Origin of the sequence: Aliiroseovarius sediminilitoris (assembly GCF_900109955.1) — a bacterium.
GTDB lineage: Bacteria > Pseudomonadota > Alphaproteobacteria > Rhodobacterales > Rhodobacteraceae > Aliiroseovarius > Aliiroseovarius sediminilitoris.
Genome location: NZ_FOJB01000001.1, coordinates 2,840,183 through 2,856,399, shown reverse-complemented (window position 1 = coordinate 2,856,399; position 16,217 = coordinate 2,840,183). Strand labels below are relative to the sequence as shown.

16 protein-coding genes and 1 tRNA gene are annotated in these 16,217 nt (G+C 58.5%); 9 read left to right on the top strand and 8 right to left on the bottom strand.

All coding sequences use genetic code 11. From position 1 onward, the window contains the following. Positions 1–139 precede the first annotated feature (139 nt). The 8 genes from BMY55_RS14065 to leuC all read right to left on the bottom strand — a co-directional run bounded on the left by BMY55_RS14065 (position 140) and on the right by leuC (position 7,458). Positions 140–216, bottom strand: a tRNA-Pro gene (locus BMY55_RS14065). A gap of 49 nt (positions 217–265) precedes the next feature. Further along, on the bottom strand, positions 266–859 hold the full coding sequence (locus tag BMY55_RS14060) for a GNAT family N-acetyltransferase (RefSeq protein WP_091431556.1): 594 nt from the start codon (positions 857–859) through the stop codon (positions 266–268). Between the two features lie 85 nt (positions 860–944). Further along, positions 945–2,048, bottom strand: a complete 1,104-nt coding sequence (gene leuB, locus BMY55_RS14055; protein WP_091431554.1) for a 3-isopropylmalate dehydrogenase — start codon at positions 2,046–2,048, stop codon at positions 945–947. Positions 2,049–2,122: 74 nt separating this feature from the next. Continuing rightward, entirely contained in the window at positions 2,123–3,193 is a 1,071-nt protein-coding gene (locus BMY55_RS14050) for an endonuclease/exonuclease/phosphatase family protein (protein ID WP_322787733.1), read from the bottom strand. Between the two features lie 47 nt (positions 3,194–3,240). Then, a complete protein-coding gene (locus BMY55_RS14045) occupies positions 3,241–4,041 on the bottom strand; it encodes a hypothetical protein (RefSeq protein WP_245744747.1) in 801 nt (266 codons plus the stop codon). Between the two features lie 300 nt (positions 4,042–4,341). Further along, on the bottom strand, positions 4,342–4,947 hold the full coding sequence (gene leuD, locus BMY55_RS14040) for a 3-isopropylmalate dehydratase small subunit (RefSeq protein ID WP_091431548.1): 606 nt from the start codon (positions 4,945–4,947) through the stop codon (positions 4,342–4,344). Between the two features lie 157 nt (positions 4,948–5,104). Continuing rightward, positions 5,105–5,803 (bottom strand): VPLPA-CTERM sorting domain-containing protein, encoded by a 699-nt coding sequence (locus tag BMY55_RS14035; protein WP_091431546.1) that lies wholly within the window; start codon positions 5,801–5,803, stop codon positions 5,105–5,107. Positions 5,804–6,051: 248 nt separating this feature from the next. Next, entirely contained in the window at positions 6,052–7,458 is a 1,407-nt protein-coding gene (leuC, locus tag BMY55_RS14030) for a 3-isopropylmalate dehydratase large subunit (RefSeq protein WP_091431544.1), read from the bottom strand. Positions 7,459–7,707: 249 nt separating this feature from the next. Here leuC and BMY55_RS14025 point away from each other — a divergent pair, with 249 nt between their 5' ends. The 9 genes from BMY55_RS14025 (at position 7,708) to rpe (ending at position 16,111) form a co-directional block, all read left to right on the top strand. After that, positions 7,708–9,120 carry a mechanosensitive ion channel family protein gene (locus BMY55_RS14025; protein ID WP_456057500.1) on the top strand — a complete coding sequence of 471 codons (1,413 nt, stop codon included), beginning with the start codon at positions 7,708–7,710 and terminating at the stop codon, positions 9,118–9,120. 176 nt (positions 9,121–9,296) lie between these two features. Further along, positions 9,297–9,662: a ribosome silencing factor gene (gene rsfS / locus BMY55_RS14020; protein WP_091431542.1), complete on the top strand. Its 366-nt coding sequence runs from the start codon at positions 9,297–9,299 to the stop codon at positions 9,660–9,662. Between the two features lie 19 nt (positions 9,663–9,681). Next, complete coding sequence (rlmH, locus tag BMY55_RS14015; RefSeq protein ID WP_091431540.1) at positions 9,682–10,152, top strand: 23S rRNA (pseudouridine(1915)-N(3))-methyltransferase RlmH; 471 nt, start codon at positions 9,682–9,684, stop codon at positions 10,150–10,152. Positions 10,153–10,233: 81 nt separating this feature from the next. After that, a complete protein-coding gene (gene gpmI, locus BMY55_RS14010; RefSeq protein WP_091431539.1) occupies positions 10,234–11,754 on the top strand; it encodes a 2,3-bisphosphoglycerate-independent phosphoglycerate mutase in 1,521 nt (506 codons plus the stop codon). Then, positions 11,754–12,911, top strand: a complete 1,158-nt coding sequence (locus tag BMY55_RS14005) for a murein hydrolase activator EnvC family protein (RefSeq protein WP_091431537.1) — start codon at positions 11,754–11,756, stop codon at positions 12,909–12,911. Before gpmI ends, BMY55_RS14005 begins: the two co-directional genes overlap by 1 nt. A 4-nt stretch (positions 12,912–12,915) precedes the next feature. Then, complete coding sequence (locus BMY55_RS14000) at positions 12,916–14,250, top strand: S41 family peptidase (RefSeq protein ID WP_091431535.1); 1,335 nt, start codon at positions 12,916–12,918, stop codon at positions 14,248–14,250. A gap of 111 nt (positions 14,251–14,361) precedes the next feature. Then, positions 14,362–14,856 (top strand): RNA pyrophosphohydrolase, encoded by a 495-nt coding sequence (locus BMY55_RS13995; RefSeq protein WP_091431533.1) that lies wholly within the window; start codon positions 14,362–14,364, stop codon positions 14,854–14,856. Continuing rightward, entirely contained in the window at positions 14,856–15,347 is a 492-nt protein-coding gene (locus tag BMY55_RS13990) for a hypothetical protein (protein WP_091431531.1), read from the top strand. The genes BMY55_RS13995 and BMY55_RS13990 overlap by 1 nt, the downstream gene beginning before the upstream one ends. A gap of 71 nt (positions 15,348–15,418) precedes the next feature. Further along, on the top strand, positions 15,419–16,111 hold the full coding sequence (gene rpe, locus BMY55_RS13985; RefSeq protein WP_091431528.1) for a ribulose-phosphate 3-epimerase: 693 nt from the start codon (positions 15,419–15,421) through the stop codon (positions 16,109–16,111). Positions 16,112–16,217: the final 106 nt, after the last annotated feature.

Below are 16,217 nucleotides of genomic sequence, written 5' to 3'. Positions count from 1 at the left end.
GGTCCCCGCCGCTGGTCGCTGCATATTGGTCTTTTCCAACATTTTCGCGATTGACCTGCCGGGCCTGATCGGTGCGCAGGGCGATAGGGGACGACATGGGGGCGTCGGCTCGCCTGAGAGACAAATTGATTGAAGGACTTGGTCGGGCTGAGAGGATTCGAACCTCCGACCCCCTGCTCCCGAAGCAGGTGCGCTACCAGGCTGCGCTACAGCCCGACCGTGACGCGCGGGATATCCTCAACCGGGCGTAAGAGCAAGACCCAAATTACCGTGTGCAAAGGGTCAGGACCATTTTGGTGGCGCTGTTGAACCCCAGAAGCGGTCGCAATGGCCCGGTCATTTCCCTGCCCGTTGCGACGAAGCCAAGCCGTTCATAAAGCGCCTTGGCACGGGGGTTCGTGTCGATCACATCAAGCGTCACGCGTTTGAAGCCTTGGTGCCGCGCAAAGGTGAACATTGCGTCAAAAAGAGCCGACCCAACGCCTTGACCGCGTGCGGCGCCCGCAACGCAGATGCCGTCCATCTGAAGCGTGTCTTTCGGCGCGTCCCGTTCTAGCATCGCCAATGGGATCAATCGCCATAGTGCCCCCAGCCCATAGTGTTGAAACAAGTCCGTGGTTGTCGCTGTCGAAAACCCCTGACTGCCCGCCTTGTGGGCCGCAATCCCCAAAAGGTTGCCCGCATCATCCGTGGCCGCGATCACCGCGTCCGGATTGACAGTGTCTGCAAAGAACCTGCGCGCTTTGTCATCCGGCCCCAACAGTTTACCCAGCTTTTCGCCGAAGGCCTCCCAGTACAAGGCGGCCGCTGCCGGCTCCAGGCCATCCGGCAGTCGGGAATGCAGGGTGATGGTGCTCATAAGGGGAATATGGGGCCTGTCTTCGCAAAAGAAAACCGGCCCGCAAAGGTGGTGGGCCGGCTTCCGAAAACGATGCCGCGCGGGCTTAAAGGCTGGCGTCCAACGCCGCAATCACCGCGTTGCCCATTTCCGATGTCGACGCGGGTGTCACGCCCGCGTCGTTCAGAAGGTCGCCGGTGCGAATGCCATCGGCCAGAACCTTTTCGACAGCAGCTTCCAGACGATCAGCTTCTTCGCCCATGTCGAAGCTGTAGCGCAGCGCCATTGCAAAGCTGAGGATGCATGCGCAGGGGTTGGCCTTGCCTTCCCCCGCGATATCTGGGGCCGAGCCGTGGACGGGTTCGTAAAGCGCCTTGGGACGGCCATTGGCCATCGGGGCGCCAAGCGACGCCGACGGCAGCATGCCCAGCGATCCGGTCAACATCGCGGCGCAATCTGACAGGATGTCGCCGAACAGGTTGTCGGTGTAGATCACGTCGAATTGTTTGGGCGCGCGGACCAGCTGCATGGCTCCGTTATCGGCATACATGTGGGACAGCTCGACCTCAGGATAGTCTTTCCCCACATGCGTCACGACTTCACGCCACAGGATGCCGCTTTCCATCACGTTGGCCTTCTCCATCGAGCACAGCCGCTTGCTGCGCTTCATCGCCAGTTCAAAAGCCGAGCGCGCACCGCGCTCAATCTCGCTTTCGGTGTAGCGTTGCGTGTTGATGCCCACACGCTCGTTGCCTTCTTCAAAGATCCCGCGGGGTTCGCCAAAATAAACGCCCGAGGTCAGTTCGCGAACAATCATGATATCAAGACCCGACACGATGTCTTTCTTCAGCGACGAAAAATCGGCCAGCGCGTCAAAACACTGCGCCGGGCGCAGGTTCGAATACAGATCCATTTCCTTGCGCAGGCGCAACAGCCCGCGTTCGGGCTTCACCGAGAAATCCAGATCGTCGTATTTCGGGCCGCCAACCGCCCCCAGCAGCACAGCATCAACCTTTTGCGCTTTGGCCATGGTTTCGTCGGCAAGTGGGACGCCGTGTTTGTCATAGGCAGCACCGCCCACCAAATCCTCGCTCACATCAAATGTTACGCCGCGCTTATCGCCCATCCAGCCGATGATCTTGCGCACCTCGGCCATGACTTCGGGGCCAATGCCGTCACCGGGCAGGATAAGGAGGGAGGGGTTGGTCATGGGTCTGTCCTTGCTGAGAAATACATCGCGGATCGGCCTAGCCTGTCAGGGATGTTCCGTCAAGAAATGAAGGGTCAGAAGCGCAGATCGACCCAGACCAGCCGATGGCGCGATGCAGTGTTGACCGTATCCAGCATCGGGTCGCCATCCGCAGGCCAGAACACGCCTGCGCTGATCACATCAAGGTCGCTTGCAGGCAGGACATAGCTGACCCGCAAGTCGCCCGGGGATGGTTCCGGCCAGTCGACCGTGTCCAGCGCCGGTTCGCCCGCTTGACCGGTGTCGCCTACCGCGATCTTGCCCGTCCGACGGGGTTCGGGGTCTTGCAGCCGAGGGTCGTTCAGTAGTCTTTGAATAGCGGCACGGCGGCCCTCGCCGTCGACTGGATCGAGATTGGCGACACCCGCTATGATCACCGGTCCGTCCGGGGCCGGGAAGGGGAGCGCGCCATCCAGATACCGTTGCCAAAATGCGATCTCATCATGGTTGCGCCGCCCGTTGCGGTCTTCGTCACCATCGAAGACAGGCGTGGTCGCATGAAATGTCAGCAGGTGCAGGTTTGTGCCATTGGGCAACTGCACTGGCACATCCCAATGGGCCACGCTGCTCAGCCGCTGAATGGCAAAGGCGCCAGCCGTGGGGAAGGGGATGCCATCACGGCTAGGAGGGATGGCGCCCGGCAGGTCTTTCCACAGAAAGGGTGCGAAATCCCGCGCCTCTCCCAGCGGATAGCGGGACAGGACCGCCATGCCGCCCTGACCGGTGAACCGCCCATATCCTTGGGCGTCCCGGGGCTCGCCGGTGCGACCGTCGCCATCCATGTCCAACCCCGTAACAAGCCCGGCATTCGGCATGGCCGCAAATGCGTATGGCATGGCATGATCTTTTTCAGCCAGTGCGGATTGGAAAGCACGCAGGGCATGTCCTTCGACGTCGTTGTCAAAGCCCTGAAGGGTCAGGATGTCGGGTTTTGCTGTGGCGATCACGGTCAGCGCGGCGGTGATCTGGTCGTCCGTCCCCGCCAAGATGTCGCGCAGCAAAAGACCCGGGCCTTTTCGATCCAGCTCGGCATTATAGGTGGCGACGCGCAGGGTCATCGACTGTGCAGTAACGGGCGCGGCGCTCGCCATCAGGGCAAGCGCCACGGTAACGATCCAGTTGAAAGGACGTGTGGGCCGACCCTCAGCGTCGATCAGGCGTGGGCCAATCCACCATCGCCGGCGCGACGCTTGTTGCGCTTGCGCTCGCTGTTGATCATCAGGGCGACGCGCAACATGGCAATGCCGCGCATGAAAAGGCTTGCGGGAAGAAAGGCCCATGCGGCAACCGTCCAGATCATGGTTTGATGGTTTTCCACCGATACCGAACCAAACAGCGACACGGCGGCGGTGATGATGATTGGCGTGGCGAAGGGCAACAGGAACCCAAGTGCAATGTTGAACCGGGCGTCGCGCACCAGGCGGCGGACAACATCGCCTCCGGTAGTGGGGTCAAACGTGGGCAGGTTGACCCACACGTTGAACGCACCCGTCGATTTCGACGGCCATTCGGTGAAGCGCAGCGCCATCAGGAACACAGCCATAGACAGTAGAGAGATCAGATAGCTCATCCCGGCAGCGGCGCGCAGCAGTGCCATATCGTTGAAGCTGGCCGTGTCTGGCAGCATCGAGACAACGAAGCGCACTGGGCTATAGGGGAAGTCGATGGCCTGGCCAATCAGCATCCCGACCGACGTCATGAACTGGGTTGCGGTCGAATGGTCGGTCTGTCCACGAACGATCACAGACAGGCTGAACACCGTTACGAACAGGGCGGCGAAGCGGATGCGGTTGAACGGGGGGGCATCGCGAAATTCGACAAGTCCGGGATAGGTCGAAGCATATTCGAAGATGGTCAACGCCGCCGCAAACAATGCAACGATGGTCACGATCTGGCCGGATTCCTGACTGACACCCGGCACCAAAATGGATGGCGTTGCAATCAAAATCACCATCAGGAATGCTCGCGCTATTGCGCCAATCATTCGGCTTACCACTACCTTAATCCTTCCACCTGGACGGGTGCTGTTACCTGCCGCACCCTTTATCCATGTCAGCGTTTCCTCATTCAGCGGGTCACTGCTTCTTATTGCAACATACTGCGTCGCATATTAGTCCCACTTCAAGTTGTGCCTAAAATGCGTTGCCAAATGTGGTCGATTTAAGGGGAAACTGGTGCGACTTTGCACCAAATTAAGGTAAAAATGGGGCCAACCTTGCGGATGACCCCATGATTCAATCGCCTTTTCAGATGTTTAGACCCAAGGGCGTTGTGTGGCAGCCTTTGCCTCAAATGATTCAATTGCCCCTTGTTTTTCCATCGTCAGACCGATGTCATCCAGTCCATTCAGCAGACAATGCTTTTTGAAGGCGTCAACTTCGAAGGGAATCACCTCTCCATCCGAGGTGGTGATCTCTTGTGATTCGAGATCTACTGTCATTCGGGCATTGGCGCCCTTCTCGGCATCGGCCATCAGAATGTCGATCTGGTCCTGCGGCAAGATGATGGGCAGAATGCCATTCTTGAAACAGTTGCTAAAGAAGATGTCGGCAAAGCTGGTCGAGATCACACATTTGATTCCGAAGTCGGCGATGGCCCACGGGGCGTGCTCACGCGATGAACCGCACCCGAAATTGTCTCCGGCCACCAGAATTTCAGCGTCACGGTATTGCGGTTTGTTCAGGACGAAATCCGGGATCTCGTTGCCCTGACGATCATATCGCATCTCGTCAAACAGGTTCACGCCAAGGCCGGACCGTTTGATGGTCTTCAGAAAGACCTTGGGAATGATCATGTCGGTGTCGATATTCACCAGCGGCATCGGCGCCGCGATCCCATGAAGTTTTTGGAACTTGTCCATAGCACGCACCTTTCTGCATCTGCCACGTCGGTTGGGTCGTGGCTGCGTCATTCAGTCCATTGCTTTATGCAGGTTTTGGCGACGAATCCAAGGCGGCCGCGCATGAAAAACCCGGCGCCTGTGTAAAGCGCCGGGTTGGTGTTCAAATGGGCAGGGCTCAGGCCTTCCGGCGGCGGCGCGTGATAGCACCCATGCCAAACAGCCCAGTTACCAGAAGCATACCCGCAGCTGGCAAAGGAACCGGCGATACGGTGACAAGGTTTTGCCCGGTATAACGCCCACGGTTCGCGTCGCCATCAACTTCAAAGAAGGACAATTTCCACACGGCATCACCCGAGTAACCGGAGGCAGCCATCAGATACCGATTGGCCAGTGTGGTGCTGCCAGAGCTTGTGGCTTTGAACAAACCGGATGAAACACTGAGTGCAGCGTTGTCATCTTCGTAAGCGGCTTCCCACAAGGCCATTTGAAACGCGGCAGCCTGATCACCGTTTGTTGTGTCAATCCGATCATAGTTGGCGTCAAACACCGACTGCAAGCGGTCGCGGGCAATCGCGGTCAGGCCAAAGCTGTTCGAAAACGGATCATTGGTCTGGGTGTAGTTCTGACTTGCGCCTTTGTTCATCATATAGTGAGCAATATCGAGGCACCAGCCAACGAAACTTCCCATATCACCTGTGGTGTCGGTCAGGTTGAAGCCCGTGGCCCCAACGGTTCCCGGCGTATTCGCGACCGGTGAAGAGCCGATCGAAACGGACTGAACCGAGGATGTATAACCATCCAGTCGCAATACGGCTGCATCAGATGTTGTCGCGAAACCTGCTGCGATGACCGCAGCTGTTAATAAATTTCTCATAGTTACCCCTTCAATACTTGTAACCGAGTTAAATGTATCCACCGCGTCCCCAACACGGTTATGGAATACAAACGAATCTAGCACTGCGGCTGCACCGGCTCAAAGAAATTCGTCAGAAATGTGGCAGTATCAATCCAAAGTAGTGACGAAGGAATAGGGGCGGTCGCAAAGCGTGCGCAACCGTTTCCCGGTCGCGCACAATCGTTGCGAATTGGCTGCTTTAGTGTCGCAGCGTGTTGTCGGTCGAATCACATCAAATCGCGCACATCGGTCAAACGACCCGTCAACGCAGCCGCCGCTGCCATTGCGGGTGACACAAGGTGGGTGCGGCCCTTGTAACCTTGACGCCCCTCGAAATTCCGGTTCGAAGTCGACGCGCAGCGCTCCTTCTCGGACAGTTGATCCGGGTTCATGGCAAGGCACATGGAACATCCTGCCAAACGCCAGTCGAAACCGGCTTCCTTGAAGATATCGGCCAAGCCTTCTTCTTCGGCCTGCGCGCGCACAAGGCCCGACCCCGGCACGATCATCGCCCGCAGCCCGTCCTTGACCTTCTTGCCTTTCACGATTTCCGCGACGGCGCGCAGGTCTTCGATACGCCCGTTGGTGCAAGATCCGATAAAGACTGTGTCGATCTCGATATCTGTCAGCTTTTGGCCGGGGGTCAGACCCATATACTCGATGGCGCGCTTGGCCGCTTCGACCTTGCCGCCGGTGAAATCGTCGGGGCTGGGCACGGTGGCCGAGATCGGCAGAACATCCTCGGGCGACGTGCCCCAGGTCACGACCGGTTCAATCTCTTCGGCTTTCAGGGTGATCACCTTGTCGAAATGCGCGCCTTGGTCGGTGTAAAGCGTCTTCCAGTATTCCAAAGCCTGTTCCCACTGACCGGCTTTGGGGGCATGAGGGCGGCCTTTGACATACTCAAAGGTGGTTTCATCAGGCGCAATCAGACCCGCACGGGCGCCACCTTCGATGGCCATGTTGCAAACTGTCATGCGGCCTTCCATCGACAGATCGCGGATCGCTTCGCCACAGTACTCGATGACATAGCCGGTCCCGCCGGCGGTGCCAGTCTTGCCGATCACGGCCAGCGTGATGTCCTTGGCGGTCACGCCGGGCTTCAGCTTGCCGGTGATCTCGACCTTCATATTTTTCGATTTCTTCTGGATCAGCGTCTGGGTGGCAAGAACATGCTCGACCTCGGACGTGCCAATGCCGTGGGCCAATGCACCGAACGCGCCGTGGGTGGCAGTATGGCTGTCACCGCAGACGACGGTCATGCCGGGCAGGGTCCAGCCCTGTTCAGGACCAACGATATGCACGATCCCCTGGCGCACATCGTCAACGGGGTAATAATGAATGCCGAAATCCTTGGCGTTCTTATCCAACGCGTCGACCTGAATGCGGCTTTCTTCGTTCTCGATCCCTTTGGCGCGGTCCAGCGTGGTGGGCACGTTGTGGTCCGGCACCGCGATGGTCTTGTCGGGGGCGTGAACCTTGCGGCCCGCCATACGCAGCCCCTCGAAGGCTTGCGGACTGGTTACTTCGTGGACCAGATGGCGGTCAATATACAGAAGGCAGGTGCCGTCATCGGCCTCGTGGGCCACATGGGCGTCCCAGATTTTATCATAGAGTGTCTTCGGGGCGGTCATTTCGCTCTCCGTGGATGGGCGTGGATATGTGTCAGGTTGCAATAGGTCGGGGGCGCCACCTTATAGGTGGGCTTGCACAGTCCGTGCCGCACCAAAAAATCGCCAGGGCAGGCGCGCGCGATCATCCATATCGAAAACCCGAGTCATGCTGCTGAGATACTCTTTTGCCAGCGTCGTCGCAAGGGTGGTCGGACGATGTGGTGTGTTCGGCCACTGGACGCGGAGAAAGTCGCGTGTAAAAGTTACAGCATGGAGCCCGAACCAACGCCGCACCCCGGCACATCACCCACACAAGGCAGCGGCGCGGATAATCTGCCAGAGCTTGCGACAGATACATTCGATACACTGCGCGATCAGTTGATGCCGCTGTGGAATGATGGCGCGGCATTTATCGTCAGCCTTGGTCAGACATGGCGTCTGTATCAGATCGCTATCGTTGTCTTGTTGGCGCTGATATCGTGGGCGGTCGGCAAAATGCTGAATCCCAAGATCGACCATTGGCTGCGGTCGCGCGAAGGGTGGTCAAAGCGTCGATTGCGTTTTGCAATTCACACCAAGCGTCGCGTGCCGATGATGCTGTTTGTCGTGATGTCTTGGCTGATCGTTTCCGCGATGCGCGAGATCACGTGGCCATCCCGATCCTATCTGATCGCAGCCATCGGCACCCTGGCGCTGGCGTGGGTGTTGGTTGGCTTTGCCTCTGTCATCGTGGAAAACCGCGTCTTGAGGCGTACGACCAAGTGGGGATTATGGATCTATGTGACGCTGTATTATCTGGGCATTACCGATGAGATCGGCGATGTGCTGGACAATATCGCCATTTCGGCGGGCAGCTTCCGCATTTCTCTTTTAGATGTGATCAGCGCGGTGGCCGTTACGGCGGCCCTGTTCGCACTGGCGCGGATTTTCAGCCGTGCCTCGTCCGAGAGGGTCAGAAACAACGAAGATATCTCACCTTCGATGCAGGTGCTGACGGTCAAGTTTATCCAGCTTCTTTTCTATGGGGCGGCGTTCTTCCTTGGCCTTAAGGTGATCGGGGTCGATCTGACCGGACTTGCCTTTCTGTCCGGTGCAATCGGTCTGGGTCTTGGTTTCGGTCTGCAAAAGGTCGTGTCCAACCTCGTGTCTGGCATTATCATCCTGCTGGACAAGTCGATCAAACCCGGTGACGTGATCAGCCTTGGCGAAACATTCGGCTGGATTCAGCAACTGGGTGCGCGCTATGTCTCGGTCGTGACGCGGGATGGGCGGGAATACCTTATTCCGAACGAAGATTTGATCACCGGACAGGTGGTGAATTGGTCGCATACAAACGCCTTTGTGCGGCTCGATATCTATTTTGGCACGGCCTATGGGGATGATCCTCACCAGGTTCGCAAGATCGCGATTGAGGCTGCCAGCAATGTGTCGCGGGTGCTGAGCTTTCGCCCCCCGGTGTGTCACATCGTCGGGTTTGGCGACAGTTCCGTCGATTACATCCTTCGCTTCTGGATCGACGACCCGACTGGCGGGCTGACCAATATTCGTGGCAATGTCTATCTGGCACTGTGGGATGCGTTCCACGAGAACGGCATCTCATTCCCCTTCCCGCAGCGCGAAGTGCGACTGTTGCAGGACGATTTGGCAAACGATGCAGAAACTGGCGAAAATCCGCAGGCGTGACCGATTTGCACTGCTGTTTCATCCCTGTTGCTTGACGAGCGTTGAGATCGCCCCCATGTGATGTTACGATTCTTATGTGCCCAGCGTCGGGGCGGATCGGCGCGCATCGATAGGAGGACAATGTCCTGTCTCCGCAAACAGAGGTCGCAGAAGATGCGACTGCAGGGAATTCCGCAATGACGGCGGCCCCTCAGACCAATGTCAGCGACGATATCCTGTCGCTCGTTTTACGCTCACTTGAAGATGACAAAGCCGAAGATGTGGTGATCATAGATTTGCGCGGCAAATCCGAGATGGCCGATCATATGGTGGTCTGTTCTGGTCGTTCGACCCGTCAGGTCGCGGCGATCTCGGAAAAACTGACCGAGAAGCTCAAGCTGGACATGGGTGTCTTTTCGAAGATCGAAGGCAAGGATCAGGGCGATTGGGTTCTGATCGATGCAGGCGATGTAATCGTCCACGTGTTCCGCCCGGAAGTGCGCGAGTTCTATCAGCTTGAAAAGATGTGGTTGGAGCCCGGCACGACCGGCGCCGCGACCTGATCTTCAAGGACGCGACGACATGAAGGTGCATATTTGCGCCGTTGGCCGTTTGCGTGGCGGCGCTGAACGCGACCTGATCAATGACTATCTGACCAGGTTTGATCGCACCGGGCGGGTCTTGGGGCTAGGCCCTGCCGATATCCACGAAGTCGAAGACAAGAAGGGTGGCGGGATGTCCGCTGAAGCTGCCTTGCTAGAGCGCGCGATTCCCAGAAGCGCGCTGATCTGCACGCTGGATGAACGCGGCAAAGTCTTGTCGTCGCCCGATTTTGCAAAGCTACTTGGCCGCTGGCGCGATGACGGGTGCGGTGACGTGGCTTTTGTCATCGGCGGTGCGGATGGAATCGACCCCGCCCTGCGCGCGCAGGCCGATGCCAGCCTGTCCTTTGGTAAAATGGTCTGGCCGCATATGCTGGTTCGCGTGATGCTTGCCGAACAGCTTTACCGCGCCGCGTCGATATTGGCAGGCAGCCCGTATCACCGCGCCTGACCGCTTGCTGGTGGTAGCTTGCCTTGCACCCGGACTTGTCGCGCAATAGACAGTCTGTAAGCAGCCAGAGGATCCTTTGATATGACCACGCCCAAGCCCGTCGTTCTGTGTATTCTAGATGGCTGGGGGCTGCGTGACGCCCGTGACTATAATGCGCCGGTGCTTGCCAACACGCCCAATTATGATTGGTTGATGGCCAATTTCCCGAATAACACGCTGATCACCCATGGGCCCGATGTTGGCTTGCCGACCGGACAGATGGGAAATTCCGAAGTGGGGCACATGAATATTGGCGCAGGCCGCGTCGTGGCGATGGATCTGGGCCAGATTGATCTGGCGATCGAGGATGGGTCGTTCTTCAAGAATGAAGCTCTGCTGGACTTCGCAGTCAAGGTAAAGGCCGCTGGCGGTATTGCCCATATCGCCGGTCTGGTCAGCCCGGGCGGGGTTCACAGTCATCAGGATCATCTTGTCGCGGCGGCCAAGGCTTTGACCGATGCGGGGTTGTCCGTAGCGGTTCATGCGATCACCGATGGGCGCGACGTGCCCCCGCAATCCGCGCGCGAGCAGATCGCGGCGTTTGAAGCCGCGCTGCCCGATGGCGCACGGATCGTCACCGTGGTCGGGCGCTATTTCGCGATGGATCGCGACAGTCGCTGGGATCGGGTCAGCCGGGCCTTTGACGCAATGGTCAAAGGGCAGGGTGATGCCGTTGCAAGCGCAGATGACGCCATCGCTGCCGCCTATGACAAGGGCGAAACGGACGAGTTCATCCAGCCCGCAGTGATCGGGGGCTATCCAGGTATGAAGGACGGCGATGGGCTGTTCTTCGTGAATTTCCGTGCCGACCGTGCCCGCGAGATTCTGCGCGCCATTGGTGAACCGGGCTTTGGTGAATTTACCACCGGCCCGCGACCGGCCCTGTCGGCGCGACTGGGCATGGTCGAATACTCTGACGCCCATAACGCCTATATGACCACCTGTTTTCTCAAGCGCGACATCGTGAACACCTTGGCCGAATGGGTCGCCAAGCATGGTAAAAACCAGTTTCATATCGCCGAGACCGAGAAATACCCCCATGTCACGTTCTTCCTGAACGGCGGCAAGGAAGAACCGGTCGAGCGCGAGGTCCGCTATATGGCGGCCAGTCCAAAGGTCGCGACCTATGACTTGCAGCCCGAGATGTCGGCACCCGAAGTTACCGAGCATTTCGTCGGCGCAATTCGCGATCAGTTTGACCTGATCGTCACCAATTATGCCAACCCCGATATGGTCGGGCATACCGGTGATCTGGATGCAGCCATCGCAGCCTGCGAAGCCGTTGATGCTGGGCTGGGGCAAGTGCTGGCCGCACTGAAAGAGGTTGGCGGCGCGATGATCGTGACTGCCGATCACGGCAATTGTGAAACCATGTGGGACGACAGCACCAACGGCCCGCACACAGCGCATACTACCAATCTGGTGCCGGTCATCATGTTCGGCGGACCGGAGGGTGCCACGCTCGCCCCGGGTCGGTTGGCCGATCTTGCCCCGACATTGCTTGAACTGATGGGGCTGGAACAACCTGCCGAAATGACCGGCGAAAGCCTGATCCGCCGGTGATGCGAGCCGGACGCCTCATACCTCTGCTGACGGGAACGGCACTGTCAGTGCTGGCGCCCACCCTGGCGGTGCGCGCGCAGACGAACCCGATTGAAACGGCGCAGGCTGCGATGTTGGCGCTGGACAAAGCAACTGTCGCTCTGGCCGAGGCCGAGAAATCAAACGACCGAATCTCAGCCCTGACGCAAACCGTTCTGGCCTATGAAAAAGGGTTGGGCGCATTGCGGGACGGATTGCGCCGCGCCAGCCTGCGTGAGGCGACGATCCAAGGGGCATTGACTGCCGAAAGCGAGAAATTGTCCCAGCTTCTTGGCGTCCTGCAAACCATCGAACGCGCGCCGGAACCTGCCTTGCTGGTCCATCCCGCTGGCCCGATTGGCACCGCTCGGTCCGGTATGATTCTGTCCGATGTCGCCCCTGCCTTGCTGGCCAAGGCGGAACGCCTGCGCCGCGATCTGGAAGAGCTTCAAACCCTGCGCGCCTTGCAGGCAAACGCGGTCGATACCTTGAAATCCGGGCTGGAAGGGGCGCAGGACGCCCGTTTTGAACTCAGCCTTGCCGTTGCCCGACGCACCGAACTGCCGCGCCGCTTCGTCGCTGATGATGCACGAATGCAAACGCTTGTTGAAAGCGCAGACACCTTGGCCAGTTTCGCCGACGGTCTGATGTCAGAACCCGTGCCGCAGGGCAATGCCGCCGATACGCAGGATTTTACCAGCGTGAAAGGGCGACTGGCCATGCCTGCCCTGGGCCAGATCATTCGCCGCTTCAACGAGGTCGATGCCGCCGGTGTGCGTCGCCCCGGATATGTCATTGCCACCCGACCCATGGCCATTGTGACAACGCCATGGCCCGCGACGATCCGGTATCTTGGCCCGCTGCTGGACTATGGCAATATCGCCATCATCGAACCAGGCGACGGCTATTTGATGGTCTTGGCCGGGCTGGGCCAATTGTATGGCGAGGTGGGGGAAGTGCTGCCGCAAGGCGCGCCCATCGGCCTGATGGCGGGTGCCACGATCAGCGACGATCAAGCGTTTTTGATCGCTGCGGAGGAAGGAACTGGCGCAGACGCGTCGGAAACGCTTTATATAGAGCTAAGAGAGAACGGAACGCCCGTGGACCCCAACGACTGGTTCGCGGCAGGCAAGGAATAAACTGATGAGGAAATTCGTAATGGCCGCCCTTGGGGGCACCTTGGCAGGCGCAGTGCTGACCACGCAAGTGGCCGGGCCGCTACTTGCGCAGGACGCCGCCAAAAACTCCAGCGTTTACGAGCAGTTGGACTTGTTTGGCGACATCTTCGAACGTATACGCGCGCAATATGTGGAAGAAGTTGACGCGGCGGACCTGATCGAAGCGGCGATTGATGGGATGCTGACCTCGCTTGATCCGCATTCCAGCTATCTATCCCCCAAAGATGCCGCCGACATGCGTGTGCAGACGCGCGGTTCCTTCGGTGGGCTTGGCATCGAGGTGACGCAGGAAGAGGGCTTCGTGCGCGTCGTGTCACCGATGGATGGCACGCCAGCGGATGATGCCGGTGTGGAATCCGGTGACTATATCACGCATGTCGATGGCGAAGCCCTGATAGGGCTGACATTGGACGAGGCGGTCAACATGCTGCGTGGCCCGGTCGGGTCCGAGATTATCATCACCGTGGTGCGTGAAGGCGTGGATGAACCGTTTGATGTGTCAATCATCCGCGACACGATCAAGCTGACTGCGGCCACAGCCCGATCGGTCGGCAATACCATTGTTTTGCGGGTGACGACTTTCAACGATCAAACCTATGCCAATATGGCCGAAGGGCTGGCGCGCGAGGTCGAATCCTTGGGCGGGATGGAGAATGTCGATGGCTTCGTATTGGATTTGCGAAACAATCCCGGCGGCCTTCTGAACCAGGCTATCGAAGTGTCGGACGCCTTCCTTGAAAGCGGCGAGATTGTATCGACTCGTGGTCGCAACCCCAGTGAAAGCGAACGTGTGAATGCCGAAGCAGGTGATCTGGCCGAAGGAAAGCCGATGGTCGTTTTGATCAATGGCGGCTCTGCGTCAGCCTCCGAGATTGTCGCAGGCGCGCTTCAGGATCACCGTCGCGCCATCGTGGTTGGCACCAAGAGCTTCGGCAAAGGGTCGGTGCAGACGGTTATGCCGCTGGCCTCCGACGGCGCGATGCGTCTGACCACGGCGCGCTATTACACTCCATCGGGGCGTTCCATCCAGGCGCTCGGCGTATCCCCGGACATCGTGGTGCAGCAACCCCCCCGCCTGCCGGAAGCCGAGAATGAGGACGAGGATGCGCGCCCGCAGCGGACCGAAGCCGATCTGCGCGGCAGCCTGAACAATGACAGCCTGACCGAGGACGAACAACGCCAGATCGAAGAAGAGCGCGAGGCGGCAGAAGAAGCCGCCAAGCTGCGCGATGACGACTTTCAACTGTCCTACGCGGTCGATCTGATCAAAGGCCTATCAACCATTGCTCTGGCGCAGTAGGCGGGTGTGAAAATTCTCGAAGGGCCGCCCAGAAGGGTGGCCCGTTTGCGTTTTCACCTGCTACGCCAACGCTGTATCGCCAACAAAGCTTCACCGAAATACGAGGTCGTTATGACACCTGCAGATATCGAAAAGCTGCCTTATCGTCCCTGCGTCGGCATCATGCTTGTGAACCGTGACGGAAAACTGTTCGTCGGACAGCGGCTGGATGCGCCGAAGCTGGGCACCAAAACGGCCTGGCAAATGCCTCAGGGCGGGGTGGAAGCAGGCGAAGACCCGCGTGAGGCTGCCTTGCGCGAATTGTGGGAAGAAACCGGAGTAACACGCGACCTTGTGCAGATCGAAGCCGAACTTCCCGACTGGTTGCCCTATGATCTGCCCCATGAGGTGGTGCCGCGCATCTGGAAGGGGCAATTTCGCGGACAGAAACAGCGTTGGTTTCTTGTGCGTTTTTTGGGCGATGACAGCGCTGTGAACATCGAAACCAAACACCCCGAGTTCAGCCAATGGGCCTGGATGGACCCCGACGAAGTGGTGGCCAACATTGTGCCATTCAAGCGCGATATTTATGATGCCGTGATCAAGGGTTTCCGGGGCCATCTGTGATGCGAGGTCCGCTGCTTGCCGCACTTTTCATGGTGCCGGATACCGCGCTTGCCCTGTCCTGCCAGCCATACAATGCCATTGCCGCGTTTATTGAGGCCGCCGACTCCGACGATCAGTATGTCGCCGTATTGGGTCGGCTGAGCTTTGATGAAAGCAAGGTGCCTGAAGTGGATTGGTCTCGGCAACAGGACGTCAGACCAAACAATTTCCTGACCGGTAGGATCAAAGGCAAAAGTCTTACCCCATCAGGGTTTGATGCTCCCTTCGCACGCGACATGAAGATCAACTTGCAATGCCGGGGGCCATGGTGTGCCCGGATCCAGAACGGTGCCGAACATCTCGTGTTTTTGAAACGGAAAAACGGGCACTATTTGCTTCAGGTCGATCCTTGCGGGGAATTTGCTTTTGGCAAACCGGATCGGAAAACCATCCGCAAAATCGAAAGTTGCATGCAAGGCAAAAAATGTGATCCCGAATTGCCGCGTCGCTGAGGTGTTTCGCCCTTCGCAAATGCGATATTCCCGCTATAAGGACGGCACACATCGCTGCCGGAGATCCCATCATGTCCTTTGACCGTTCCATCAAGATCGCCCCCTCGATCCTTTCTGCCGATTTCGCCAATTTTGGGCAGGAAATTCAGGCTATTGAAGCTCAGGGCGCGGATTGGGTGCATGTGGATGTGATGGACGGTCATTTCGTTCCAAACCTGACCTTCGGCCCGCCCGCCGTGAAAGCCTTTCGCCCGCATGTAACAACCTTCATGGATGTGCACCTGATGATCGCGCCGGTTGATCCCTATATCGAAGCCTATGCCGAGGCGGGCGCCGACATGATCACAGCGCATGTCGAAGCCGGACCCCATATCCACCGCACGCTGCAAGCCATCAAGGCGCAGGGTGTAAAAGCAGGCGTCAGCCTGAACCCCGGCACGCCACTAGACAGCATCGAACATGTGCTCGACTTAGTGGACATGGTGCTAATCATGACCGTGAACCCGGGTTTCGGGGGTCAGAAATTCATCCACTCGGGTGTCGAGAAAACCCGTCGTTTGCGCCAGACGATCGGGGATCGCCCGATTCATATCCAGATCGACGGCGGCGTGACCACCGAAACCGCGCCTCTGGTCGCCGAAGCGGGTGCGGACGTGCTGGTCGCAGGCTCCGCCGTGTTCAAAGGCGGCTCCGTCGACACACCAGAGGTCTATGGCCAGAACATTCGCGCCTTGCGCGCTGCCGCCGAAACCGCGCGTCCCTGACCGTTTCTTCTGGCTGGAAATATCCCGGGGTAGGTCCAATCGGAAGATTGGACCGTAGGGGCAGCGCCCCTGCCTAGACTCTGGATAATCACATTCGAATGTGACA

Bases quoted from the DNA above. Each gene is read 5' to 3' on its own strand.
- leuB (WP_091431554.1), bottom strand. From the start codon at position 2,048: ATGACCAACCCCTCCCTCCTTATCCTGCCCGGTGACGGCATTGGCCCC.
- leuC (WP_091431544.1), bottom strand. From the start codon at position 7,458: ATGACCGCCCCGAAGACACTCTATGATAAAATCTGGGACGCCCATGTG.
- rpe (WP_091431528.1), top strand. From the start codon at position 15,419: ATGTCCTTTGACCGTTCCATCAAGATCGCCCCCTCGATCCTTTCTGCC.
- leuD (WP_091431548.1), bottom strand. From the start codon at position 4,947: ATGGACAAGTTCCAAAAACTTCATGGGATCGCGGCGCCGATGCCGCTG.
- gpmI (WP_091431539.1), top strand. From the start codon at position 10,234: ATGACCACGCCCAAGCCCGTCGTTCTGTGTATTCTAGATGGCTGGGGG.
- BMY55_RS14045 (WP_245744747.1), bottom strand. From the start codon at position 4,041: ATGGTGATTTTGATTGCAACGCCATCCATTTTGGTGCCGGGTGTCAGT.
- BMY55_RS14025 (WP_456057500.1), top strand. From the start codon at position 7,708: ATGGAGCCCGAACCAACGCCGCACCCCGGCACATCACCCACACAAGGC.
- rsfS (WP_091431542.1), top strand. From the start codon at position 9,297: ATGACGGCGGCCCCTCAGACCAATGTCAGCGACGATATCCTGTCGCTC.
- BMY55_RS13990 (WP_091431531.1), top strand. From the start codon at position 14,856: ATGCGAGGTCCGCTGCTTGCCGCACTTTTCATGGTGCCGGATACCGCG.
- BMY55_RS13995 (WP_091431533.1), top strand. From the start codon at position 14,362: ATGACACCTGCAGATATCGAAAAGCTGCCTTATCGTCCCTGCGTCGGC.
- rlmH (WP_091431540.1), top strand. From the start codon at position 9,682: ATGAAGGTGCATATTTGCGCCGTTGGCCGTTTGCGTGGCGGCGCTGAA.
- BMY55_RS14060 (WP_091431556.1), bottom strand. From the start codon at position 859: ATGAGCACCATCACCCTGCATTCCCGACTGCCGGATGGCCTGGAGCCG.
- BMY55_RS14000 (WP_091431535.1), top strand. From the start codon at position 12,916: ATGAGGAAATTCGTAATGGCCGCCCTTGGGGGCACCTTGGCAGGCGCA.
- BMY55_RS14035 (WP_091431546.1), bottom strand. From the start codon at position 5,803: ATGAGAAATTTATTAACAGCTGCGGTCATCGCAGCAGGTTTCGCGACA.
- BMY55_RS14005 (WP_091431537.1), top strand. From the start codon at position 11,754: ATGCGAGCCGGACGCCTCATACCTCTGCTGACGGGAACGGCACTGTCA.